23 protein-coding genes are annotated in these 23780 nt (G+C 64.6%); 16 read left to right on the top strand and 7 right to left on the bottom strand.

Annotation, left to right across the window (positions count from 1 at the left end; genetic code table 11):
• Positions 1-729 (top strand): ABC transporter ATP-binding protein, encoded by a 729-nt coding sequence (locus tag M5C98_RS17255; RefSeq protein ID WP_272548689.1) that lies wholly within the window; start codon positions 1-3, stop codon positions 727-729.
• Positions 730-838: 109 nt separating this feature from the next.
• Here M5C98_RS17255 and M5C98_RS17250 read toward each other — a convergent pair whose 3' ends face one another.
• Positions 839-1438, bottom strand: coding sequence for an outer membrane beta-barrel protein (locus M5C98_RS17250; RefSeq protein WP_272548688.1), 600 nt, complete (start codon positions 1436-1438; stop codon positions 839-841).
• A gap of 290 nt (positions 1439-1728) precedes the next feature.
• Between M5C98_RS17250 and M5C98_RS17245 the strand changes: the two genes are divergently transcribed.
• Entirely contained in the window at positions 1729-2376 is a 648-nt protein-coding gene (locus tag M5C98_RS17245) for a DUF47 domain-containing protein (RefSeq protein WP_272548687.1), read from the top strand.
• A gap of 35 nt (positions 2377-2411) precedes the next feature.
• Positions 2412-3422, top strand: a complete 1011-nt coding sequence (locus tag M5C98_RS17240) for an inorganic phosphate transporter (protein WP_272548686.1) — start codon at positions 2412-2414, stop codon at positions 3420-3422.
• A gap of 88 nt (positions 3423-3510) precedes the next feature.
• Here M5C98_RS17240 and M5C98_RS17235 read toward each other — a convergent pair whose 3' ends face one another.
• Both M5C98_RS17235 and M5C98_RS17230 read right to left on the bottom strand, forming a co-directional pair.
• Complete coding sequence (locus M5C98_RS17235) at positions 3511-3957, bottom strand: hypothetical protein (RefSeq protein ID WP_272548685.1); 447 nt, start codon at positions 3955-3957, stop codon at positions 3511-3513.
• A 10-nt stretch (positions 3958-3967) separates the two neighbouring features.
• On the bottom strand, positions 3968-4489 hold the full coding sequence (locus M5C98_RS17230) for a GNAT family N-acetyltransferase (RefSeq protein WP_272548684.1): 522 nt from the start codon (positions 4487-4489) through the stop codon (positions 3968-3970).
• Between the two features lie 124 nt (positions 4490-4613).
• Between M5C98_RS17230 and rpsP the strand changes: the two genes are divergently transcribed.
• From rpsP to M5C98_RS17195, 7 genes are all read left to right on the top strand, one after another.
• Positions 4614-4865 (top strand): 30S ribosomal protein S16, encoded by a 252-nt coding sequence (gene rpsP / locus M5C98_RS17225; RefSeq protein WP_272548683.1) that lies wholly within the window; start codon positions 4614-4616, stop codon positions 4863-4865.
• Positions 4866-4951: 86 nt separating this feature from the next.
• Positions 4952-5524: a ribosome maturation factor RimM gene (gene rimM / locus M5C98_RS17220; RefSeq protein ID WP_272548682.1), complete on the top strand. Its 573-nt coding sequence runs from the start codon at positions 4952-4954 to the stop codon at positions 5522-5524.
• A gap of 71 nt (positions 5525-5595) precedes the next feature.
• Positions 5596-6363 carry a tRNA (guanosine(37)-N1)-methyltransferase TrmD gene (gene trmD / locus M5C98_RS17215; RefSeq protein ID WP_272553318.1) on the top strand — a complete coding sequence of 256 codons (768 nt, stop codon included), beginning with the start codon at positions 5596-5598 and terminating at the stop codon, positions 6361-6363.
• 115 nt (positions 6364-6478) lie between these two features.
• Entirely contained in the window at positions 6479-6865 is a 387-nt protein-coding gene (gene rplS / locus M5C98_RS17210; protein WP_272548681.1) for a 50S ribosomal protein L19, read from the top strand.
• 87 nt (positions 6866-6952) lie between these two features.
• A complete protein-coding gene (locus tag M5C98_RS17205) occupies positions 6953-7681 on the top strand; it encodes a CoA pyrophosphatase (protein ID WP_272548680.1) in 729 nt (242 codons plus the stop codon).
• A 65-nt stretch (positions 7682-7746) separates the two neighbouring features.
• Positions 7747-8724, top strand: a complete 978-nt coding sequence (locus M5C98_RS17200) for a CobD/CbiB family protein (protein ID WP_272548679.1) — start codon at positions 7747-7749, stop codon at positions 8722-8724.
• 107 nt (positions 8725-8831) lie between these two features.
• Positions 8832-9917, top strand: coding sequence for a hypothetical protein (locus tag M5C98_RS17195; RefSeq protein ID WP_272548678.1), 1086 nt, complete (start codon positions 8832-8834; stop codon positions 9915-9917).
• Between the two features lie 19 nt (positions 9918-9936).
• On the opposite strand, the gene rsgA is transcribed toward M5C98_RS17195, so the two are convergent.
• The 3 genes from rsgA to M5C98_RS17180 are packed head-to-tail and all read right to left on the bottom strand — an operon-like array spanning position 9937 to position 12584.
• Positions 9937-10911 carry a ribosome small subunit-dependent GTPase A gene (gene rsgA, locus M5C98_RS17190; protein WP_272548677.1) on the bottom strand — a complete coding sequence of 325 codons (975 nt, stop codon included), beginning with the start codon at positions 10909-10911 and terminating at the stop codon, positions 9937-9939.
• 18 nt (positions 10912-10929) lie between these two features.
• On the bottom strand, positions 10930-11268 hold the full coding sequence (locus M5C98_RS17185; protein WP_272548676.1) for a 4a-hydroxytetrahydrobiopterin dehydratase: 339 nt from the start codon (positions 11266-11268) through the stop codon (positions 10930-10932).
• On the bottom strand, positions 11265-12584 hold the full coding sequence (locus tag M5C98_RS17180) for a M48 family metallopeptidase (RefSeq protein ID WP_272548675.1): 1320 nt from the start codon (positions 12582-12584) through the stop codon (positions 11265-11267). Before M5C98_RS17180 ends, M5C98_RS17185 begins: the two co-directional genes overlap by 4 nt.
• 39 nt (positions 12585-12623) lie before the next feature.
• Here M5C98_RS17180 and orn point away from each other — a divergent pair, with 39 nt between their 5' ends.
• From orn to M5C98_RS17165, 3 genes are all read left to right on the top strand, one after another.
• Positions 12624-13202: an oligoribonuclease gene (gene orn, locus M5C98_RS17175; protein WP_272548674.1), complete on the top strand. Its 579-nt coding sequence runs from the start codon at positions 12624-12626 to the stop codon at positions 13200-13202.
• A gap of 268 nt (positions 13203-13470) precedes the next feature.
• Positions 13471-15399 carry a DEAD/DEAH box helicase gene (locus M5C98_RS17170; RefSeq protein WP_272548673.1) on the top strand — a complete coding sequence of 643 codons (1929 nt, stop codon included), beginning with the start codon at positions 13471-13473 and terminating at the stop codon, positions 15397-15399.
• Between the two features lie 133 nt (positions 15400-15532).
• On the top strand, positions 15533-17005 hold the full coding sequence (locus tag M5C98_RS17165; protein WP_272553317.1) for a sensor domain-containing diguanylate cyclase: 1473 nt from the start codon (positions 15533-15535) through the stop codon (positions 17003-17005).
• 73 nt (positions 17006-17078) lie between these two features.
• Here M5C98_RS17165 and M5C98_RS17160 read toward each other — a convergent pair whose 3' ends face one another.
• On the bottom strand, positions 17079-18311 hold the full coding sequence (locus M5C98_RS17160; RefSeq protein ID WP_272548672.1) for a multidrug effflux MFS transporter: 1233 nt from the start codon (positions 18309-18311) through the stop codon (positions 17079-17081).
• A 230-nt stretch (positions 18312-18541) separates the two neighbouring features.
• On the opposite strand from M5C98_RS17160, the gene cobW reads away from it, so the two are divergent.
• Genes cobW through M5C98_RS17145 form a run of 3 tightly spaced genes read left to right on the top strand, consistent with a single transcriptional unit; the run spans position 18542 to position 23754 of the window.
• Positions 18542-19591, top strand: a complete 1050-nt coding sequence (gene cobW, locus M5C98_RS17155; RefSeq protein WP_272548671.1) for a cobalamin biosynthesis protein CobW — start codon at positions 18542-18544, stop codon at positions 19589-19591.
• Positions 19592-19624: 33 nt separating this feature from the next.
• Positions 19625-23476 carry a cobaltochelatase subunit CobN gene (gene cobN, locus M5C98_RS17150; protein WP_272548670.1) on the top strand — a complete coding sequence of 1284 codons (3852 nt, stop codon included), beginning with the start codon at positions 19625-19627 and terminating at the stop codon, positions 23474-23476.
• Positions 23473-23754 carry a hypothetical protein gene (locus M5C98_RS17145; RefSeq protein WP_272548669.1) on the top strand — a complete coding sequence of 94 codons (282 nt, stop codon included), beginning with the start codon at positions 23473-23475 and terminating at the stop codon, positions 23752-23754. The genes cobN and M5C98_RS17145 overlap by 4 nt, the downstream gene beginning before the upstream one ends.
• Positions 23755-23780: the final 26 nt, after the last annotated feature.

The raw sequence follows: 23780 nt of genomic DNA, 5'->3' as shown, positions 1-23780 counted from the left end.
ATGGCCGAAAAATCCAACAACGTGTTGCTCAAGATTTCGGGCCTGAAGGTGGCATACGGCGGTATCCAGGCCGTGAAGGGCGTGGACTTCGAGGTGTGCGAGGGGGAACTGGTGTCGCTGATCGGCTCCAACGGCGCCGGCAAGACGACCACCATGAAAGCCATCACGGGCACGCTGCCCTTTGCCGATGGCGACATCCAGTACCTGGGCAAGAGCATCAAAGGCAAGGGCGCCTGGGACCTGGTGAAGGCCGGCCTCGTGATGGTTCCGGAAGGCCGCGGCGTGTTCGCGCGCATGACCATCACCGAAAACCTGCAGATGGGCGCCTACATCCGCAACGACAAGGCCGGCATCGCAGCCGATATCGAGAAGATGTTCACCATCTTCCCGCGGCTGCGCGAGCGCAAGGACCAACTCGCCGGCACCATGTCGGGCGGCGAGCAGCAGATGCTGGCCATGGGCCGCGCGCTCATGAGCCAGCCCAAGGTGCTGCTGCTGGACGAGCCTTCCATGGGCCTGTCGCCCATCATGGTGGACAAGATCTTCGAAGTGGTGCGCGACGTGTATGCGCTGGGCGTGACCATCGTCCTGGTGGAGCAGAATGCCAGCCGCGCCCTTGCGTTGGCCGACCGGGGCTACGTGATGGAGTCCGGCCTGACCACCATGACAGGCCCGGGCCAGCAACTGCTGAACGATCCGCGCGTGCGGGCCGCCTACCTGGGCGAGTGACCGAGTCCAACACCATCGCCGTTCACCGTTCGCCGGCGAATGGCGGCGAATGAAAAAGGGCCCTGCGAAGGGCCCTTTTGCTTTGGCGTTGCCAGCGGCTTGCCGCGCATCAGTAGCGGTACTGCACGCCCACCGTGGTCATGTCCACATCGGACTTGCCATCGGCGAAATTCAGGCGGTGGCGCTCCCACTCGACCACGGCGGCCCACTGCGGGTTGAATGCCCAGCGCACGCCTGCACCGTACGACAGGCCGAAGCCGTTGTCGTCGCCTGTCGTCACGCCGAAGCCGGGACTGCCCGAAGTCTTGGTGCGGCCATAGGTCGTACCGACCTTGCCGAACACATCGAATTGCTCGCTGACCGGCAGACGGCCGACCAGGCTCAAATTCAAGCCCTGCGCCTTGGTTTCACCGCCCACGCGGGTGGCATTGCCGAAGTTCAGGTAGCCGAACTCGATGCCGAAGTTCTGATTGAAATAACCACCGGTGTAGATCTTCCAGGCGGTGTCGTTGTCGTCGAACGCGAAGCCGCCCGTGCCGCTGCGCAGATCGTATTTGGACTGGCCGCCGCTCAGGCCGACATAGCCTTGTTGCGTGCTGGGAATGAAAGAGTCGCGGTTGGATGCGCGATTGGCCGTCTGCGCTTGTGCGGCGACCGCACCGAACGCAAGCGCGAGAACGCACGGGAGAACGCGAAGCGTGTGTTTCATGGGGAAATCCTTTGGCATGGCGATGAAAGAGGCGATTGCGTCTGAGCGTCTGAAAAAGGGCGGATCAAAGACTGCCGATTCAATGTAAGACGCGTCTCGCGCCTGCCATGTGGGCAGCGCGGCGCGATGCCTGTAGGAGCCGCCTGACATTCCCGGGACCGCCCGCCGAGACCCCTGGACCGGCGCTCGTCCGAACGGCGCGGTTAAACTCGCGCCTTTCGCAAAAGTGTCATCGTCCTGTCACATCCGTGGCGATCGTGGGCGGTGGGTCTGTCTGTTCAGGAGTCCGCATGTTTTTTGGAAAGCTGTTGCCCCGCGAGGGCAATTTTTTCGAGATGTTCAATCAGCATGCTGACCGCATCGTCGAGGCCGCCCGTGCGTTTTCGCAGCTGGTGGCCAACTACAACGATCCCCACCTGCGCGACAAGTACAACCAGGATGTGGACAACGCGGAGCGCGCTGCCGACCGCGTGACCCACGAGGTCAACCGCTCGCTGCACAAGACCTTCATCACCCCCATCGACCGCGAGCAGATCCATTCGCTCATCAACACGATGGACGACGTGGCCGACCTGATCCAGGACTCGGCCGAAACCATGGCGCTGTACGACGTGCGCCACATGACCGAAGAGATCACCCGCCTGACCGACATCAGCGTCAAGTGCTGCGAGCGCGTGCGCGATGCGGTCAAGCTGCTGGAGAAGATCGCCGACCCGGCCGTGGCCGAAGCCGCGCTCAAGACCTGCGAAGAAATCGACCGCCTGGAGGGCGACGCCGACCGGGTGATGCGCAGCGCCATGAGCAAGCTGTTCCGCGAAGAGCCCGACGTGCGCGAGGTGCTCAAGCTCAAGGCGATCTACGAGCTGCTCGAGACGATCACCGACAAATGCGAAGACGTGGCGAACCACATCGAGGGCATCATCCTCGAGAACTCCTGATCCCGCCTGCCAGAAGAAATACACGCTCTCTACGCATGGAAACCGTCCAAACCGCCCTGTGGGTCGTGGTGCTGCTGGTGGCGCTGGCCATCCTGTTCGACTTCATGAACGGGTTTCACGACGCCGCCAACTCGATTGCCACCGTGGTCTCCACCGGGGTGCTCAAGCCGACGCAGGCCGTCCTCTTCGCCGCGTTCTTCAACGTCATCGCCATCTTCATCTTCCACCTGAGCGTGGCAGCCACCATCGGCAAAGGCATCGTGCAGCCCGGGGTGGTGGACACGCACGTGATCTTCGGGGCCCTGGTGGGCGCCATCACCTGGAACGTCATCACGTGGTACTACGGCATTCCCAGCAGTTCGTCGCATGCGCTCATCGGCGGCATCGTGGGCGCGGTCATCGCCAAGGCGGGGGCGGGCGCGCTGATCTCGGCCGGCATCCTGAAAACGGTGGCATTCATCTTCGTCTCGCCGCTGCTCGGTTTCCTGCTGGGCTCGCTGATGATGGTGGCGGTGGCGTGGATCTTCCGCCGCGCGCGCCCGAACAAGGTGGACAAGTGGTTCCGCCGGCTGCAGCTGCTGTCCGCGGGCGCATACAGCCTGGGCCATGGCGGCAATGATGCGCAAAAGACCATCGGCATCATCTGGCTGCTGCTGATCGCCACGGGCTACGCCTCGGCGTCGGACTCATCGCCCCCCACCTGGACCATCGTGTCGTGCTACCTGGCCATCGGGCTGGGCACCATGTTCGGCGGCTGGCGCATCGTCAAGACCATGGGCCAGAGGATCACCAAGCTCAAGCCCGTGGGCGGCTTCTGCGCGGAGACGGGCGGGGCGATGACGCTTTTCATCGCCACCGCGATGGGCATTCCCGTCTCGACGACCCACACCATCACGGGCGCCATCGTCGGTGTGGGCTCCACCCAGCGTGCCAGCGCCGTGCGCTGGGGGGTGGCGGGGAACATCGTGTGGGCGTGGATTCTGACGATTCCTGCCAGTGCGTTCGTGGCGGCCATCGCGTACTGGGTCAGCCTGCAGCTCTACTGATCTCGATCCTGATGCGGTTTGCTATTATTTTTATAGCTGCCGCCGCATGATTTTCTAGGGCGTCGGGCATGTTTGATGCCCAATGCCGTCACTGCGAGATCTTGCGGGCCTCTTCGATCTGGTATTCGAAGTAGCGCTGGAAGCTGAAGGCCAGGCTGGCCATCAGCACCGCGGTGCCCACCAACAGCGACAGGGCGATGGCGAAGATCGTGAACCAGTGCGTGCGCCCCGGAGCGGCGTCCGGCGCCGCGGCCGGGTTGAAGCGGGCGTTCCATTTCTCGGGCGTCATCAGTCCGTAGAGGATGGCGCGCAGCGCGCAGCCCGCGATGGTGAAGCCCAGCAGGGGAATGAGCATCCAGCTGATGTGGTCGTCCTGCCCCATCGCCTGCACGCGCTGGATGCCGTAGATGCCCAGGGCCGTGGGAACGGGCAGGAGCCAGCCCAGCATGTCCGACAGGCCGTGCAGATAGAAGCGGTGCAGCCCCAGGGGCCCGCCGACGAAAGCCAGCCAGGCGGCGACGGTCTTGTTTTTCATGGCAGGGGGCTCATTCCGGCGACGTGGTGTCGCCCGCGCCCAGGGTCTTTTCCATCAGCACGATGTCGCGCCAGGCGCCGAATTTCCAGCCCACCGAGCGCATCACGCCGATCTCGGTGAAGCCGGCGGAGCGGTGCACGCCGATGGAGCCGGCGTTGGCGGAATCGCCGATCACCGCGAGCAGCTTGCGCACCCCGGCCGCCTCCGCCTGCTGCGCCAGCGCATCGAGCAGCTTGCGGCCCACGCCCATGCCCCGGGCGGTATCGGCGACATAGATGGAGTCTTCCGCCGAAAAGCGATAGGCCGGTCGGGGCTTGAACCAGTTGGCGTAGGCAAAGCCGAGAATCTGTCCATCCTTTTCCGCCACGATGTAGGGCAGGCCCCGGGCGAGCACGTCAGCGCGGCGGCCGGTCATGTCGGCTTGGGTCGGCGGGTCTACCTCGAAGGTGCCAGTGCCATGCAGCACGTGGTGTTGGTAAATGGCGGTGATGGCAGCGATATCTTCGCTGCGGCTGTCGCGGATGGTGGGCATGTCGAGTGAAGTGGCTATAATCGCGGGCTTTGCAGCGTGTCGCTGGCCGGGTGGCCATGTCGCGTGTCTCAAACGCAGCAAAAAACCATGCAGCTTTACGCTGCGACCACCCGAAGGATTCATTATGGTCGTTATTCGACTCTCCCGCGGCGGCTCCAAAGGCCGTCCGTTTTTCAACATCGTCGTGGCCGACAAGCGTGTGCGCCGCGATGGCCGATTCATCGAACGCCTGGGTTTCTATAACCCCACGGCCAAGGAAAACGAAGAAGGCCTGCGCATTGCGCAAGACCGTCTGACCTACTGGCAAAGCGTGGGCGCTCAGTCGTCGCCCACCGTGGACCGTCTGATCAAGCAGGCCGCCAAAAAGGCTGCCTGATCCGCGTCCTCTGGACAAAAGGCGGGCCCCGTTGGTTTTTCTAACGGGTCCCGCCTTTTTTCATTTCCGAAACCCTGTTGCACACCATGCCCAATCTGCCTGTTCTCGAGCCTGCCGAATTGCCGTCCGACGCGGTAGAGATCGGCCGTATTGCCGATGCCTGGGGCGTGAAGGGCTGGTTCAAAGTGTTGCCTTACAGCGCCAATCCTGAAGTGCTGTTTTCCTCCAAACGCTGGTTTCTCCAACCCAGCGAAAAGGGCGCCAAGAGCTTTTTCGAGGGCACGGTGGTACTGGCCGTCAAGCAGGCGCGCGAGCATTCCGACACGGTGGTCGCCTCTGCCCAGGGCGTGGACGACCGCGATGCGGCCGAGGCGCTTCGCGGCGCGCGCATCTTCGTGCCCCGGTCGAGCTTTCCGACCGCCGCCGAGGATGAGTATTACTGGGTCGATCTGATCGGCCTTGCCGTCGTCAACCGCGAGGGCGTGGCCCTCGGCACGGTGCGCGAGCTGCTCTCCACGGGCCCGCAGACCACTTTGGTGCTGGCCTACGAGCAAGAGGGCAAGGCGCAGGAGCGGATGATTCCCTTTGTCTCGGCCTTCGTGGACAAGGTCGAGTTGGCCGAGCGCCGCATCACGGTCGATTGGCAGCCCGACTATTGATGGATATCGATGGACTGAACGAAGGGCCTCGCCGCTCCGTTCATTTCTTTGACGGCCTTGCTTCATCTCCCATGCGTTTCGACGTCATCACCCTGTTTCCCGAACTGTTTGTCCCGTTTTTGGCAAGCGGCGTGACGCGTCGCGCGTATGCGTCGGGCCAGGTAGAGGTGCGGCTATGGAATCCGCGTGACCATGCCGATGGAAATTACCGCCGGGTGGACGACCGGCCTTTTGGTGGCGGCCCCGGCATGGTGATGATGGCCGAGCCCTTGTCGCGATGCCTGACTGCCATTCGCTCCGATCGAGCGGAAGCGGCAGGGCAGTTGGCCCCGTTGGTGCTGTTCTCGCCGATCGGGCAGGTGCTCGATCATGCTGGCGTGACTGGCTGGTCCAGCAGTGCTGGTGCCGTTTTGCTGTGCGGGCGCTATGAGGGCGTTGACCAGCGTTTCATCGATGCACACGTTCAGATGCAGCTCAGCCTGGGTGACTTCGTGCTGTCGGGCGGCGAGATCCCGGCCATGGCGTTGCTGGATGCGGTGGCGCGCCTGCAGCCGGGCGTGCTGAACGATGAGGGGAGCCACCAGTTCGATAGTTTCAACGATGCGCTCGACGGCCTGCTGGATTGCCCCCACTACACCCGCCCCGAAGAATGGGAAGGGCGGCGGGTACCTTCGCCGCTGCTCTCCGGCCACCATGTCCAGATCGAGCGCTGGCGCCGGGATCAGCGTCTGTCGATCACCGCGCGGCACCGTCCTGAACTCATCGACGCCGCGCGCGCGCAGGGACTTCTGGGCAAGGCGGACGAGGCCGTTTTGGCAAATAACGCCAGCTTGCTATAATCGAAGGCTTTTCGATCCTCTGGCCGGCCGCTTTCGCCTTTTTGCTGCGAAAGCACGACACGTCAATCCCGACGCTTTGCCAATCTTGGCGCGGACATGATCGTTGGATGCAAACATGAATCTGATCCAGACTCTCGAGCAGGAAGAAATCGCCCGCTTGAACAAGACCATTCCCGAATTCGCTCCCGGCGATACGGTCATCGTGAGCGTGAATGTGGTGGAAGGTACCCGCAAGCGCGTGCAGGCCTACGAAGGCGTGGTGATTGCCAAGCGCAATCGCGGCCTGAACAGCGGTTTCACGGTGCGCAAGATCTCCAGCGGCGAAGGCGTGGAGCGTACGTTCCAGACCTACAGCCCACTGATCGCCAACATCGAAGTCAAGCGCCGCGGCGACGTGCGCCGTGCCAAGCTGTACTACCTGCGCGAACGCAGCGGCAAGTCGGCGCGTATCAAGGAAAAGCTGCCTTCGCGTGTCAAGGCTGCGCCTGTCGCAGCAGCATAAGGCGCTCTGCCAGTTGCTCCAAAGCCGCTACAGCGCAAGCCGTAGCGGCTTTTTCTTTGGCCGCATGGCCGAGCCAGGCCCACATCCATGACGCAGCCGAACTCTTCGCCCCCTTCAATGCCTTCGGTGATCGCGCCACTGTCCTCGATGCCGCCGTTCGATCCGCGTCGCGTGCCTGTGTTGGGGGTGGACTCGCACCTCCCCCGCATCCCTGCGGCTGCGCAAACGGCCGAGGCGCTGAGGCGCCGCTTCGCATCGCCGCCCGCGTGGGTGCCAGAGGTCGTGCATGAACGTGCTTTCTCCGACCGGCCGCTGCGCCATGCGGCCGTGCTCATTCCGATCATGATGCGCGAGCGTGCCACGGTGCTGCTCACGGAACGCACTGCACACCTGTCCACGCATTCGGGCCAAGTGGCCTTTCCTGGCGGCAGTGCCGACCCGGAAGATGCGAACCCGGCAGCGACGGCGTTGCGCGAGGCCTGGGAGGAGGTCGGGCTGGAGGGCCGGTATGTAGAGGTTCTCGGCGAACTGGCCACGTACAGAACCGGCACAGGATTCAGCATCACCCCGATCGTCGCGCTGGTGCAACCCGATTGCGCGCTGAACCCCAATGCTTACGAAGTGGCGGATGTGTTCGAGGTTCCGTTGGACTATCTGCTGGACCCGGCCCATCACCGGCGGCATGCGCTGGAGTGGGACGGTGTGACCCGCGAATGGTTGTCCATGCCCTATGAGGACGCCGCTGGCAAAACGCATTTCATCTGGGGCGCGACAGCGGGCATGCTGCGCAATTTCTACCGGTTCATGCTTGCCTGAACTTCGGCGATTTTCCTCGGGTAGCCCAGGCCGCGTGCTGAAACGGGCCGCTATCATTGCCCACCATGAGTTTCTTTGCCATCCTGTTCGCTTTGCTGATCGAGCAGGCGCGCCCGCTGGCGCGCAGCAACCCCATCCATGCCGGCGTTCGTGCCTGGGCACTTTCGATCAGCCGCAACTTCGATGCGGGTAAATCGCACCACGGATGGGTCGCTTGGGCGCTTGCAGTGCTGTTGCCTTCGCTGGCCGTGTTGGCAGTGCACTGGCTGCTTTTCTACGGGATCGGTTGGCCCGCGGCCGTAGTCTGGAACGTTGCGGTGCTCTATGTCACCCTCGGTTTCCGCCAGTTCAGCCACCACTTCACCAACATCCGCGATGCGCTGGAAGAGCGCGATGAAGACAGCGCGCGGGCCCGGCTGGCGGCATGGCAGCAGGTGGACGTCGGCCAACTGCCGCGCAGCGAGATCGTGCGACATGTGGTCGAGTATTCCGTCATTGCCGCACACCGCCATGTGTTCGGGGTGCTTGCCTGTTTTTCAGTATTGGCTGCTCTGGGTCTGGGGCCGACAGGTGCCGTGCTTTACCGGCTGGCCGAATTCGTATCGCGCTACTGGAAGGCCGGCAGCCCTCACCCGGCCAGTGCATCATTGCAACGTGCATCGGCCCAGTCCTGGACCGTGATCGACTGGTTGCCTGCCCGGCTGACGGCCCTCAGTTTTGCCGTGGTGGGCAGTTTCGAAGAGGCCATCGATGGCTGGCGCTTTCATGCACAGCGCTTTCCCAACGACAACGATGGCGTCGTGCTGGCCGCCACATCCGGTGCCATCAACGTGCGGCTGGGCGGCGAGGCGCTGCGTGCGCGGGTGGACCCGCTCTCTACTGCGGGCTTCGACGGTGATATCGAGGCGGAAAGCAGCGATGTCACGCCTGGCAGAGAGCCCGAGGTGGGACATTTGCGCAGTGTGGTCGGCCTGGTCTGGCGCTCGGTGGTGGTTTGGATGCTGCTGCTCGCCTTGCTGACACTGGCCCGGCTGCTGGGCTGAGTCGAACTCTTTCTGAAGGTCCTCGTCGAGCGGCTCTGCCCTAGTACGCGACCTGATTCGTTGTCGATGACCTGTACGTACATACGCAGGTGCCACCAGGATTGTCCATGACCCGATCTGAACCTCTTTCTAGCGAACCCTCTGTGCACGAGAGGATGGCTGCAGCGGAGCGCTTCTGGTCCGCGGTCGCGGTCGAGCAGGCAAATTTGCAGGGTCTGGAGTCCGTCCCTTTCATGGAGCGCCTCAATGCCTTGCTGGAACCCTGTGTGCCAGGCGTGACGGTGGAAGTGGCGGGGGCGGGCAAGGAGGGGCCTGTCGAAGGTCAGGCACGGCTCGTTTTCACCGCCCACGGAAGCGCTGAGCGGTTCGCCGATGTGCAGGCATTGACCACCCAGGCGCCACCCCAATTGCCATGGCGGGTAGAGGCCTTCCGCCAGCGGATGCCCGGCGGCTTCGGCATGCGCATGGATGGCTTCGACTTGGCCACGCATGAATTGCTGGTGCGCGTGGGGCAAATCGATGGGCGCATCGCATTGGCATTGTCGTTTTCCAAGCCCGTGCCCATGGACCTGCAGGACCATGCTCGCCACATGGCGTTCATCTTGCTCGACCACATGCTGGGCGAGTACGATTTTTCGGTGAAGGTCGGCGTCGTGGAGTTCGAATCCGATGGACTCAGCGATGACGCGGGCTTCGAGGACTGGGAGCCCGCGTCGCTCGATGACAGTGTTGCGCGCATCGACACATTCTGGCGCGATACGCTGGGCCGATCGGCGGTCTATCCCGCGGAGCCGGTGCGTTGGGCGGCTTTGGAGGGGCGCAATGTCCAAGGCGATCCCATCATGGTGCAAGTCAATCTGAGTGCCAATGCGCTGGTGGCCCGTGCGGACTTCGGCTGGCGTGTGCAGGCCAGCTTGCCCGCTGGGGACAAGTCTGCGTTGCAGCAGGCGCAAGACTTCGAAGACGCCTGGGTCAATGCCGCCACCATGTATCAGCAAGGCATTTGCAGCCACATCGTGCTGCGCGACGGCACCCGCACCGTGCATTGCTACGTGAACAGCGCCGACCATGCTTTGGAGGCCGCGCAGCGTGCTGCCAAAGCGGTGCCGGGGATGGATTCCCCTTTGCTGGAGGCCGAGCACGAGCCGGCTTGGAGCGACTACCTGGCGTGGTATGTCGAGTGCCGGGAGTGAATTTTTCCGGCCTGGCGGCTCACCAATGCCGGTGCTCGCTCAGTTCGGCGAATAGATTGCTATAAATTTGATAGCGATTCGCGCTAATGGAATCTGCGCCGGAGCGTGATTCGCCCTGTAGTCCATCCACCTGCGCCATCACCGCGCAGCCGGGTTCGTGCAGGTGGGTGCAGTTGTAGAACTTGCAGCCCTGGGCATGCAGGCCGATGTCGGGCATGTAGCGCGGCAAATCGGCCGGGCCGATGTGGTGCAGGCCGAATTCCTGAAAACCGGGCGAATCGATCAGGCCAGTGCGGCGTTCGCTGTCCACCCAGTACCAGGTCGTCGTGGTCGTCGTGTGCTTGCCGGAATTGAGAGCTTGGGATATCTCGCCCGTGAGCGCCGTAGCGCCCGGCACCAGCAGGTTGATGAGCGTGCTCTTGCCTGAACCCGACGGACCGAGCACCAACGTGGTTTTGCCGGACAAGCGCTCCATCAATGCCGCCTTGTCCACGTCGCCCGATTCGGAAAGCGACAGCGGCATCACGCCGTAGTGGCGGCCCTCCGCCCCGCTGCCGCCCATTTGGCGGTAGGGCAGCAGCCGCTCCCATGCCCGAGCGAAGGGCTCAACCAGATCGCTTTTGTTCAATGCAATGATGGGTGTGATGCGTTCGGCCTCCGCGGCAATGAGCGCGCGGGCGAGCTGACTTTCCGAAAACACCGGCTCAGCGGCGATCAGTATCAGCACCTGGTCCAGGTTGGCGGCGAAGGATTTGGTGCGGATTTCGTCCTGGCGATAAAAGAGGTTGCGGCGTTCTTTGACCTTCTCGATGGTTCCTTCGTCTCCCTGGCCCGCCGGCGCTGCCTGCCAAAGGACATGATCTCCCACCACTGACTGGCTTTTTTTCCCGCGGGGATGGCAAATGCGGCGCTGGCCATCGGGCGATTCGACCAGGCAATGTCGGCCGTGGCTGGCCACGACGAGGCCGTCGAACAGTGCGCTACGCTCGGCCATGGCGGTCAACGGAATCGGTCATGCGGCGAGAAGGGCGTCGAAGCGCGAGGCGCATTCGATGTCGGTCGCCGAGATGCCATTCACGTCATGGGTATTCAGGCGCACCACGCAGCGGTTGTAATGCACCGACAAGTCCGGGTGGTGGTCTTGTGCATTGGCAATGAAGGCCACCGCATTCACGAACGAGATGGTCTCGTGGTAGTCGGCGAAGCGGTAGGTCTTTTCGATGGCGACATCGGCGCCATCGCCAGTCAGCATCCAACCTTCGAGGTCGGCCAGTTTTGCTACGATTTCCGGAGCTGTCAAGGCTCGCCGTGTCTGCGTAGACCAGTCTTTTTTCGTCAGCATTGAAGTCATGATATCGGGGCCAGGTTGGGCATGCGCGCCAGCCGTTCGGTGGCAGGAGGATGCGAGTAATAGAACTTCACGTACACCGGGTCGGGAGTGAGTGTGGAGGCATTGTCTTCGTAGAGTTTCAGCAGGGCCGAGGCCAGGTCGCTGCCGCTGGTCTGGGCTACGGCATAGGCGTCGGCCTCGAACTCATGGCGGCGCGATAGCTGTGCAAACAACGGAGAGATGAAAAAGGTGAACACCGGCACCGCCAGCAAAAACAGCAGCAGCGCCAAAGCATCGTTGGGCGCAGAGCCGGCCACGCCTTCCAGCGACAGGTTGGGCAACACCCCCAGCCCTGTGTAGAACCAGCCCTGCGTGGACAGCCAGCCCAGCAGCGCAAAGCCCGCCAGGCTCAGTGCGAAAAGGCTCACGATGCGTTTGACGATGTGGCGGTGCCTGAAGTGGCCTAACTCATGGGCCAGAACCGCCTCGACTTCGCCAGGAGACAGCTGTCGCAGCAAGGTATCGTAGAAAACGACGCGCTTGGCTGCGCCGAACCCCGTGAAATAGGCATTGGCATGGGCGCTGCGGCGGCTGCCGTCCATCACAAAAAGCCCTTTGGCCGCAAAGCCGCAACGCTGCATCAAGGCCGTGACGCGGGCTTTGAGGGATTCGTCTTCCAGCGGCTGGAACTTGTTGAACAGCGGCGCAATGAAAATCGGATAGACCACCATGAGCAGCAGGTTGAAACCCATCCACGCGCACCATGCCCACAGCCACCATAGAGGGCCGGCCGCTCCCATGAGCCACAGGATCAGCGCTGCGATGGGAAGACCGATGGCCGCGCCCATCAGCGTGGACTTGGCCAGATCCGCCAGCCACAAGCGCACTGTCATCTGATTGAATCCGAACCGTTGCTCGATTACGAAGGTCTGGTAGAGCGTAGCTGGCAGATCAATCAGTCCGCTGATGGCGGCGAAAGCCGCCAGCAAGGCCAACTGCTGCACCATGCCGCCGCCCAGTGCGTTCAGTAAGAACTGGTTCAGTACATCCAGTCCGCCGAGCAGGGTCCAGCCCAGCAATACGGCGGTGCCCAGTGCCATTTCCAGCAAGCCGAAGCGGGCCTTGGTGATGGTGTAGTCCGCCGCTTTTTGGTGGGCAGCCAGCGATATGCGGTTGGCAAAGGCAACTGGCACGGTGCCGCGATGCCGGGCGACATGGCGAATCTGGCGCGATGCCAACCAGAACCGGAGTGCCAAGCCCGCCACCAAAAAAGCGGCGAACAGCAGGGTGAGCAAGGTCGAGGGCGCCAGCAGCGCGGAGGGGACAGGGGTGGGCATGTGTGCTGCGAGTTTAGGCCATCGGCGACAATGCCGGCCATGTCCGACATCGCCAACCCCACTGTCCCTGTGCTACCCAAATCCGACCAAAACCTAGTTTGGCTCGATTGTGAAATGACCGGGCTGAACCCGGAAACCGACCGCCTGCTGGAAATCGCCGTCGTGGTCACGGGCCCCAGCCTAGACCCGCGGATAGAAGGCCCTGTGTTTGCCATTCACCAGTCGGATGCGTTGCTGAATGGAATGGACGCATGGAACAAGGGCACGCACGGCCGCAGCGGCCTGATCGAAAAAGTGCGCGCCTCCTCCGTGACGGAGGCCGAGGCCGAGCAGCAGATCATCGACTTCCTGTCGCGCTATGTACCCAAGGGCACTGCGCCCATGTGCGGCAACAGCATCGGGCAGGATCGCCGCTTTTTAGTCAAATACATGCCGCGGCTGGAGGTGTTTTTCCACTACCGCAACCTGGATGTCAGCACCCTCAAGGAACTGGCGAAACGCTGGAAGCCCGAGGCGTACACCACCTTCAAGAAAGCGCAGAGGCATACGGCGCTGGCGGATGTGCATGAGTCGATCGACGAATTGGCCCACTACCGCACCCATCTGCTGGCGCTTTGAGCGCATAACGCTTTGTTTAACGGAATGCATTGCGGGAAAACCCCAGCCGTGCAATAATCGCTGGCTGCGCGGAAATCTCGCGCAGTTTGTGCATCTCCCTTCACACACTGGGCCTGCGGCCTGCTGAATTCCTTCAGCCTGGATCCCGCGCTAATGCCCACCTGCCCAGCAGCATGCTGGCGCTGGTTTCGTTTGATGGTTGATGTTTTTTAACCATTGACGAAGCCTCCGCAGGCCACGCCTGCGGCCGTCTTCGTGTGAGAAAAATATGACTGACACTTTGCAAGTGCAGGGCGAATTCGCGCCTGCTGAATCCTCTATTGCCGTTGAAACGCTGGCATCTTCCGTGGTCGAAACCGGTGAATCCATCGAGTCCGCTGAATCCTCCGTAGTGGCGGAAGACGCAGTGCCCGCGTTGCCCAACGGCTTCGTTCGTCTGGGCTTGGCGCCTGAACTGGTTCAGGCCGTGGCCGACCTGGGCTACACCCAGCCCACCAGTGTTCAAGAACGCGCAATCCCCCTGGCCATGGGCTCGGGCGATGAGTCCAGCCAATTCATCGATCTGATGGTGTCGAGCCAGACGGGCAGTGGCAAGACTGCCGCTTTCCTGCTGCCTGTGTTGCACACGCTGATTCGCCAGCAGGCCGAGGCCGATGCCGCCGCCCGCGACGAATTCGACCGTGCTGCTGCCGAGGCTGTGGCCCGTGGCGAGCCAGCCCCCAAGCGCAAGCGCAAGGACCCAACCAACCCACGCAACTTCAAGGCCGCTGCACCTGGCGCCCTGATTCTGTGCCCCACCCGCGAACTGGCTCAGCAAGTGGCCCATGACGCCATCGAGCTGGTCAAGCATTGCCGCGGCCTGCGCGTGGCCAATGTGGTGGGTGGCATTCCCTACCAACTCCAGATCGCCAAGCTGCAGAACGCCAACTTGGTGGTGGCGACGCCAGGCCGCCTGTTGGATCTGCAACGCTCGATGCAGATCAAGCTCGATCAGGTGCAATTCCTGGTGGTGGACGAAGCCGACCGCATGCTGGACCTGGGCTTCTCGGATGACCTGGCCGAACTGAATCAGCTGACCGCCCAGCGTCAGCAGACCATGATGTTCAGCGCCACGTTTGCGCCCCGCATTCAACAACTGGCCATGCGTGTGATGCACGATAACGGCTCTTCGGTCCAGAAGATCCAGATCGACTCCCCGCAGGAAAAGCACGCCAATATCAAGCAGGTGCTGTTCTGGGCCGACAACGCCCAGCACAAGCGCAAGCTGCTGGACCACTGGCTGCGTGACACGACGATCAACCAAGCCATCGTTTTCGCCAGCACGCAAGTCGAATGTGACGGCTTGGCCAATGACCTGCAGCAGGAAGGCTTCTCGGCCGTGGCGCTGCATGGCGCCCTGAGCCAAGGCCTGCGCAACCGCCGTCTGATGGCGCTGCGCAGCGGCCAGGTGCAGGTGCTGGTGGCCACCGATGTGGCTGCTCGCGGCATCGACGTGCCCACGATCACGCACGTGTTCAACTATGGCCTGCCCATGAAGGCAGAGGATTACACCCACCGCATTGGCCGGACAGGCCGTGCAGGCCGCGACGGCTTGGCCGTGACGTTCGCCGAGTTCCGCGATCGCCGTAAGATTTTCGACATCGAAGGCTACAGCAAGCAGCAGTTCAAGTCGGAAGTGGTGCCTGGTCTGGAGCCTCAGCAGCGCGCTCCACAGGCCCGTCCCGAGTTCGGTGGCCGCAGTCGCCCAGGTGGCTTCGAGAGCCGTGATGGTTTCTCGCGTGATCGCAAGCCAGCGGGCGCAGGCCGTGGTGGTTTCGGTGGTGGTTTTGCAGGCAACGACCGCAGCGGTTTCGGTGGCCGTGGCGCTCCTGCTCCCCGTGCTGCCGCCGGTGGTTACCAAGGCGCTGGTGGTCATGCCGCTCCGCGTGATGACCGTGGCTTTGGTGGCGGTGCCCGCCGCGATGGCGACAGCTATGGCCGCAAGCCGGGCTTTGGCGACGCTGCCCGTGGCAATGGCTTTGGTGGTGGCCGCAATGAAGGTGGCGCTCCACGCGGTGACTTTGCCCCTCGGGGTGATTTCGCTCCCCGTGGTGAGTTCGCTCCCCGCAAGCCAGCTTTTGCCAAGCCCGGAGTTGGCGGCGGCAAGCCTTTCGTGCCGCACGATGCACGCAAGCGCCCCGCGCGTCCTGCTCGCTGATTTGCCCGCAGACTGCTGCATCTGACTTTAAAAGCCAACCCCTCGGGGTTGGCTTTTTTTATGGGCAGGCTGCAGTATGGAACGGTATGACCGGCGCCTGACCGACAATCGTCCGCTTGATTGGAGGTTCCAGATGCCGTCTTCTTTGCCCTCACCCTCGGGCGCGGACTTCGAACACATGTTCAACCTTGCGCCTGTATCGCTCTGGCTGGAGGACTACAGCGCGCTCAAGCACCTCTTTGACCGTTGGCGCAGCGAGGGGGTGGAAAACATTTCCGAGCACGTCCATGAGCACCCATCCTGCCTTCGGCAGTATGGGGAGTGCCTCAAGATTCTCAAAGTGAATCAGCGGACGCTGGATCTGTTCGCCGCGCCGGATCAGGCCACGCTGGAGGCCTCTCTCGGTCTCGTGTTTCGCGATGACATGCACAAGCAGGCTTTGCCCGAGATGCAGCAGCTGTGGTCCGGTGCGACCGAGTTTTCCAACCAGGCGGTCAACTACACGCTCGATGGCCGCCGGCTGGATGTGCAGATCCGAGGGCGCATCCTGCCTGGCCATGAAGGCGATTGGAGCCGCGTTCTGGTGTCCCTGGAGGACAACACGGCTCAGCTTCAGGCAAGGCGCGCGCTGCAGGAGAGTGAGTTTTATGCGCGGGGTCTTTTCGAAAATTCGCCGGTATCGCTGTGGGTGGAAGACTTCAGTGCGGTCAAGCGGCTGCTGGACGATGTGCGCTCGCAGGGTATCCGTGATTTCAAGACCTTCCTCAAAGTGCACCCTGACTTCGTGGTGCGTTGCATGCATGAGATCCGCGTGATCGACGTCAATCGGGAAACCCTTTCGATGTTCGGTGCCGATTCCAAGGAGATGCTGCTGCACCACATCGGCAAGGTGTTCCGTGGGGAAATGCAGGAGTCCTTCGCGGAGCAGTTGCTGGACCTGTGGGATGGCAAGCTGTTTCAGCAGCGCGAGGTGGTGAACTACGCGCTGTCCGGCGATGCGGTGAACATCCACATGCAGTTCGCCATCCTGCCTGAGCACGCGCACGACTGGGGCATGGTGCTGCTGTCCCTGGTGGATATCACTGCGCGCAAAAAGGCGGAGGCTTATCTGGAATACCTGGGCAAGCACGACGTGCTGACCCAGTTGCGCAACCGCGCGTTCTATGTCGAGGAACTGAACCGGCTGACACGCAAGGGCCCGTGGCCGGTGGCCGTCCTCGTGATCGACATGAATGGCCTGAAGTCGATCAATGACGAGGAAGGCCACGCGGCCGGCGACGCCATGCTGCGCCGCGTCGGCGAGGTCCTGGCCAAGGCCGTCGATGCGCCCGCATGCGCAGCGCGCATTGGCGGCGACGAGTTCACCGTGCTGATGCCCGCGACCGACGAGCGCGGTGCGCATTCACTCATGGATCGCATCAGCTCGCTGCTCGATTTGAACAATCAGTTCTATCCTGGCCGGCCGCTCAGCCTGGCCATGGGGATTTCCAGCGCCGCATCGGGCGATCAACTGGAGGCCGCGGTGAACCGGGCGGATCAAGCCATGTATGCCGAGAAGATGCGCTACTACCAAACCCAGGACACGGATCGCCGCCGGGGCGGCTGAGCCGACGTTTGCGGCACCGCGTGTGGCACGGACAGCGGCATTAGCGAAGCGGCGGCCGTTCGACCGCCCTCTGTCAGTCAGCCGTTGCGGTGCGGCCGACGTCCGGCCAACGGTGGTGCAGGTAAACCCAGGCACCCAGCCCCACGCACATCATTCCCAGTGAGGCACCGGCCAGCCACAGCGTGGAATGCATGACCAGCGGCGCGACGACACCCGCCACCAGCCCGTTGGCGGATGACCCGACGAAGGCCTGCAGCGACGACGCCATGCCGCGCCGCTCCGGGTGCAAGTCCAGCACCAGCAGAGTGACCACCGGCACCATGAGCGCCCAGCCGAATGCGAACACCGCGATGGGCAGCAGCGCCCAGGACACGTGCGCCTTGAACAGCCAGTTCGCGAGCAGGTTCAGGATCGACATCGAGAACATGATCAGGAAGCCGTGGCGGATCTGCCGCTTGGGCGCGATGCGCCCCGCCAGCCGCCCGCTGAGCCAGGCACCGCCCATGATCCCCGAGATCGTCAGCACGAAGAACCAGAAGAAATGCGTGGGGGCAAGCCCCAGGTGGTCGCCCAGGAAGGCCGGCGCTGCCAGCACGTACAGGAACATGCCATTGAACGGGACACCGCTGGCCAGCGCCAGCAGCAGAAAGCGAGGGCTCGAGCCCAGCTCCCAATAGCCGCGAAGCAAATGCCGCGCATTGAACGGCTGGCGTTGCTCGACATGCAACGTTTCCGGCAGCAGGCGGTAGTTGGCCAGCCAGAGCGCCGCCCCGATGCCGGTCAGAAACCAGAACACGCTGTGCCATCCTGCGTGCACGAACAGCCAGCCGCCGATGATGGGGGCGATGGCTGGTGCCACTCCGAAATAGATGGTGACCTGGCTCATCACCTGCTGCGCCTGGGCAGGCGGGAACATGTCGCGGATCACTGCGCGCGACACCACGATGCCGGCACCCGCCGAGAGGCCTTGCAGCGCGCGGAAGATGACCAGTTGGCCGATGCTTTCCGACATCGCACAACCTGCCGACGCCAGAGTGAACACGGCAATGCCCCACAGCACCACGGGCCTGCGCCCGAAGCTGTCCGACAGCGCTCCGTGGAACAGCGTCATGAAGGCAAAGCCGAACAGGTAAGCCGACAGCGTTTGCTGCATTTCCACCGGGGAGGCGCCCAGTGCCGCGGCGATCCCTGAGAACGCGGGAATGTAGGTGTCGATGGAAAAAGGGCCCAGCATGCCCAGCAGTGCCAGCAGGACGGCCAGGGCCCAGCGCGGTGCGCGCCAGATGTTGTGGGCTTCAGGGTTCATGGATTCGGTGTGGGCAGGGGGCGGGCGAAAGGGCCGTGCCGCCGTGGGGTCGGGGTGCGGTCCGCGTGCCTGTTGGCACGCCCCGTCGCCGCAGGGCACAGGGTCACGATTATGGTGCAGGCCCCACTTTGGGAGGTGTGCCGCTGACGTCGCCTGTCCCGCGGGAGACGGTTCGGCGGGTTCCCGGATAATTCCGCCGTTACGCCGTCTGCGGCACCGAAAGAACCGATATGCAAACGTCCAAGATTCCCGCCACCATCGTCACCGGCTTCCTGGGCAGCGGCAAGACCACGCTGCTGCGCCACATCCTCGACAACGCCGACGGCCGCCGCATCGCGGTGATCGTCAACGAGTTCGGCGAACTCGGCATCGACGGCGAGATCCTCAAGGGCTGCGGCATCGGCTGCGACGATGCGGGCAACGAGCGCGAAGGCGCGCTCTACGAACTGGCCAACGGCTGCATGTGCTGCACGGTGCAGGAAGAGTTTTTTCCAGTGATGAAGCTCCTGGCCGAGCGGCGCGACCAGATCGATGCGGTGCTCATCGAGACCTCGGGCCTGGCGCTGCCCAAGCCGCTGGTGCAGGCCTTCCAGTGGCCGGAGATCGCGAACGTATTCACCGTGGATGCGGTGGTGACGGTGGTGGACACGCCGGCCGCCGCGAGCGGCCAGTTCGCCGCCAATCCGCAGGCCGTGGACGCCCTGCGCCGCGCGGACCCCAACCTCGACCACGAGTCCCCGCTGCATGAACTGTTCGAGGATCAGCTCTCCGCTGCGGACCTGGTGGTGCTCAACAAGACCGACCTGGTGGACGCCGATGCGTTGGCCCGCGTGCAGGCGCTGGTGCGCGCGGAGATTCCCTCTTCCGTGAAGGTGGTGCAGTCCGAGCAGGGCCGCCTGCCGCTGGATGTGCTGCTGGGCCTGTCCAAGGCGTCCGAGGCCTCCATCGACCAGCGCCAGAGCCACCATGACCATGAAGAAGACCACGACCACGACGAGTTCGACGCGCACGTGATCGACCTGCCGGCCGTGGACCGCGACCGCCTGTTGACCGCCTTGGCGGGCCTCGTGGAGCAGCACGCCATCCTGCGCGTGAAGGGCTTCGCCGCCATTCCGGGCAAACCCATGCGTTGGCTCCTGCAAGGCGTGGGCCGGCGCCTGGATCACCACTTCGACCGCGCATGGCGCGAGGGCGAGGACCGCCGCACGCGGCTGGTGTTCATCGGCCAGGCGCTGGACGCCGCCGCACTGCGTGCCGGGCTCGACGGCGTTGGCGCCTGATGCGGGCGCGATAGTCCGGCCCGGCCCGTTGCCATGCACCTGCTGAGCACCCGCCCGGGCGGCTTCGTCGAGGACGAGACCGTCATCACCCGCCTGGACCAGAGCCCGGCGGACATCGTCGTGCTCAGTTCGGCCGACACCACGCTTGCACTGCTTTCCGCCGCCTGTGCCGAACTGGCGCGCACGCAGCCGGGCTTTCCTTCCGTGCGGGTGGCCAACCTGCTGTACCTGCGCCAGCCCGCGTCGCTGGACCTGTACCTGGATGAAGTGCTGCGCCACGCGCGCGTGGTGATCGTGGACCACCTGGGTTCCGAATCGGCCTGGCCTTACGGCATCCAGCAGATCGGCGCGCTTGCGCGCCGGCAGGGGCAGCGCTTGGCCATGTTCTCGGGCGATTTGCAGGAAGACCCGCACCTGGTGGAGCGCAGCACGCTGGCCCCCTCGGTGTGCCGTCTGCTGTGGCAGTACCTGCGGGCCGGTGGCGCGGGCAATGCGCTGCAGTTTTTACGGGCGGTGGCCTTCCACGGGCTGGGTCATGGCGATGCGCCACTGCCTCCGCGCAGCCTGCCGCAGGCGGCTGTGCATGTGCCTGCGGCGCTGGGCGCGGAGCGGCCGGCGGGGCATACGGTGGCCGGCATCGACGACTTGCGCGCGGCCTGGGTGCCTGGTGCGCCTGTCGTGGCGCTGGTGTTCTATCGCTCGCACCTCATGGCAGGCAACACTGCGGCGTTCGACGCGCTGGCCTTGGCGCTGGCGCAGCAGGGGCTCAATCCGCTGCCTGTGGCGCTCGATTCGCTCAAGGACCCGCTGTGCCTGTCCACCCTGCAGGACCTGTGCCGTCAGCATGCGGTGCAGCTCGTGCTGAACACCACGGCCTTCGCGGCGCTGGAGGACGGTGCCGCGCTCGCGGGCGATGCGCCGGTGCTGCAGGTGATCGCCAGTGGCGGAAACCGCGAGGACTGGTGGGCGGACAGCCAGGGCCTGCGCCCGCGCGACATCGCCATGCAGGTGGTGCTGCCCGAGATGGACGGGCGCATCGTCACCCGCGCCATCAGCTTCAAGGGGCTGTCGCACCGCTGCGCCTTCACGCAGGCCGATGTGGTGGCCTACCAGCCCGAGCCCGACCGCGTGGCGTTCGTCGCTGCGCTGGCCCAGCGTTGGTGCCGACTGCGAGGCCTTCCCAACGCGGACAAGAGGCTGGCGCTGGTGCTGGCCAACTACCCAGGCAGCGAGGGGCGCCTGGGCAGCGGCGTGGGCCTGGACACGCCCGCGTCGGTGATCGGCATCGTGCAGCGCCTGCGCGCGCAAGGCTATGCGCTGGGTGACCCCGCCACGTTGCCGGCCGACGGCGACGCCCTGATGCGCGTGCTGCAGCAAGGCATTGCGAACGACCCCGCGCAGTGGCCGCTGCGCCCGGCTTGGCAGAGCTACGCGCTGGCCGACTACTCGGCACGGCTGGCCGCATTGCCTGGGGCCATGGCGCAAGCCATCCGCGACCGTTGGGGCGCGCCCGAGGCCGACCCGCTGCTGCGCCAGGGCCGCTTCATGATCGCGGGCCTGCGGCTGGGGAACGTGTTCGTCGGCATTCAGCCGGCGCGCGCCAATGCGGCGGCGCAAGGGCAGGGCGCTGCCGGTGCGCAGGATTACGCGAGCTACCACGATGCCGAGCTGGTGCCGCCGCACGGCTACCTGGCCTTTTACTTCTGGCTGCGCGACGTGTTTGCCATCGACGCCGTGGTGCATGTCGGCAAGCACGGCAACCTCGAATGGCTGCCCGGCAAAAGCCTGGCGCTGTCGCAAGAGTGTTGGCCCGACGCGATCCTGGGGCCGCTGCCGCACCTGTACCCCTTCATCGTGAACGACCCGGGCGAAGGCGCGCAGGCCAAGCGCCGCAGCCAGGCGGTCATCATCGACCATCTCATGCCGCCGCTCACCCGCGCCGAAAACCATGGCCCGCTGCAGGACCTGGAGCGCCTGGTGGACGAGTACTACGACGCACTGCTGGTGGACGCGCGCCGCTCCGCGCTGCTGCGCCGGCAGATCCTGGATGCGGTGCGCCGCCAGCACCTGCTCCAAGAGCTGGACCTGGACGCATCGGCCGGCGGCGCGCCGGACGACGATGCCATCCTCGCGCGCATCGATGCCTACCTGTGCGAGCTGAAAGAAACGCAGATCCGCGACGGCCTGCATGTCTTCGGTGCCTCGCCCACAGGGCGCCAGCGCCGCGACACGCTGCTGGCGCTGGCACGCTACCCGGCGGGCGACGGGCAGGGCGCGCAGGCCGGGTTGCTGCAGGCCCTGGCCGACGACCTGCTGTCTGGCGAGTCTTTCGATCCGCTGCAGATCGAGGCGGCGCAGCCCTGGCAGGGCCCACGGCCCCAAGCGCTGCAGGCGGTGACGGCAGACCCCTGGCGGCACCATGGCGACACGCGCGAGCGGCTGGAGTTGCTCGCCCAGCAATTGCTGGAGGATGGCTCGGCCGCTGCCCTGGCCGCCGCACAGTGGCCGCGCACGCAGGCCGTGCTGGCGCGCGTGCAGGGAACGCTGGCGCCCGCGCTGGACGCTTGCGGTGGCGAAGAGCTGCGCCAACTGCTGCGCGGCCTGAGCGGTCAGTTCGTTCCGCCGGGCCCGAGCGGCTCGCCGTCGCGCGGCCGGCCCGATGTGCTGCCCACGGGGCGCAACTTCTACACCCTGGACACGCGCGCCATTCCCACCCGCACCGCGTGGGAGCTGGGCCAGCAGTCCGCCCAGCGCATCCTGGAGCGCTACCTGCAGGAGCATGGCGAATACCCGCGCACGCTGGGCCTGTCGGTCTGGGGCACGGCCACCATGCGCACGGGCGGCGACGACATCGCGCAGGCCTTCGCGCTGATCGGCGTGCGGCCCCGCTGGGCGGCGGGCAGCCAGCGCGTGGTCGATTTCGAGGTGGTGCCGCGCGTGGGGCTGGGCCGCCCGCGCATCGACGTCACCCTGCGCATCTCCGGTTTCTTTCGCGATGCGTTCCCGGGCACGGTGCAGATGTTCGACGCGGCCGTGCAGGCCGTGGCAGCGCTGGAGGCCGAGGACGCCGAGGAAAACCCCATCCGCGCCCGCATCCTCGAAGAATGCGAGGCGCTGCAGCGGCAGGGGGTGCACGGGGCCACCGCACGCCGCCAGGCCGGCTGGCGCGTGTTCGGCGCGCCGCCCGGCCATTACGGCTCGGGTCTGAATGGCCTGTTCCAGACCGGCGACTGGCAGGACGATGGCGACCTGGCCCGCGCCTACGTGGGCTGGAGCGCGCATGCCTACGGCCAGGAGGCCGCGGGCGAGCCGGCTGGCGATGCGCTCGCACGCCGGCTGCAGGGCCTGGACGTGGTGGCGCAGAACCAGGACAGCCGCGAACACGACCTGCTCGACTCCAGCGACTACTACCAGTTCCAGGGCGGCATGGCCGCCGCCGTGCGGCACCTGTCGGGCCGGCAGCCCGCCCTGTACCACGGCGACCACGCCAACCCCCAGGCGCCCCGCATCCGCACGCTCAAGGAAGAGATCGGCCGCGTGGTGCGCGCGCGCGTCACCAACCCCAAATGGATCGACGGCGCCAAGCGCCACGGCTACAAGGGCGCCTTCGAAATGGCCGCCACGGTGGACTACCTGTTCGGCTTCGATGCCACCACGCGCCAGGTGAGTGATCACCACTACGCGCTGGTGGCCGATGCGTATGTGCTGGATGCCGGCACGCGCGACTTCGTGCGCACGCACAATCCCGCCGCATTGCGCGACATGCTGGAGCGCCTGCTGGAGGCCATGCAGCGTGGCCTGTGGCAAGAGCCTGGCGATTACCGGCAGGCGCTGGAAGACCTGCTGCTGGAGCATGAGCAATGGCAGGAGGGCGCGGGCAGATGATGGATCTCGATGCCCTGATCCTGCCGTTCGGGAAGCGCGTGGATTTCGAAGGCATTCGGGCATGGTTCGGCGCTTTGCCGCCGCACCGGCTCGAAAAGCCCAGTGATGACATTCAGTCCCTGGCCTTCTCCGAGGGCGGCATCGACCCGCTGTTCAGCGATTCCGAAGCGGTCTCAGGTCGCCGCCAGCAGCGAATGCTGCCGTGTATTTCTCTGATTGCACAAGGCGGTGACCAGCACGCGCAGTTCGCTGGCGCTCTGCCATTCCGCTGCCATTAGGCGCGGCAAAGCGCTGCCTTTGACGC

This window comes from Acidovorax sp. NCPPB 3576, from assembly GCF_028473605.1.
In the GTDB taxonomy this organism is placed as follows: domain Bacteria; phylum Pseudomonadota; class Gammaproteobacteria; order Burkholderiales; family Burkholderiaceae_C; genus Paracidovorax.
This window is presented reverse-complemented; position numbering and strand designations above follow the sequence as displayed.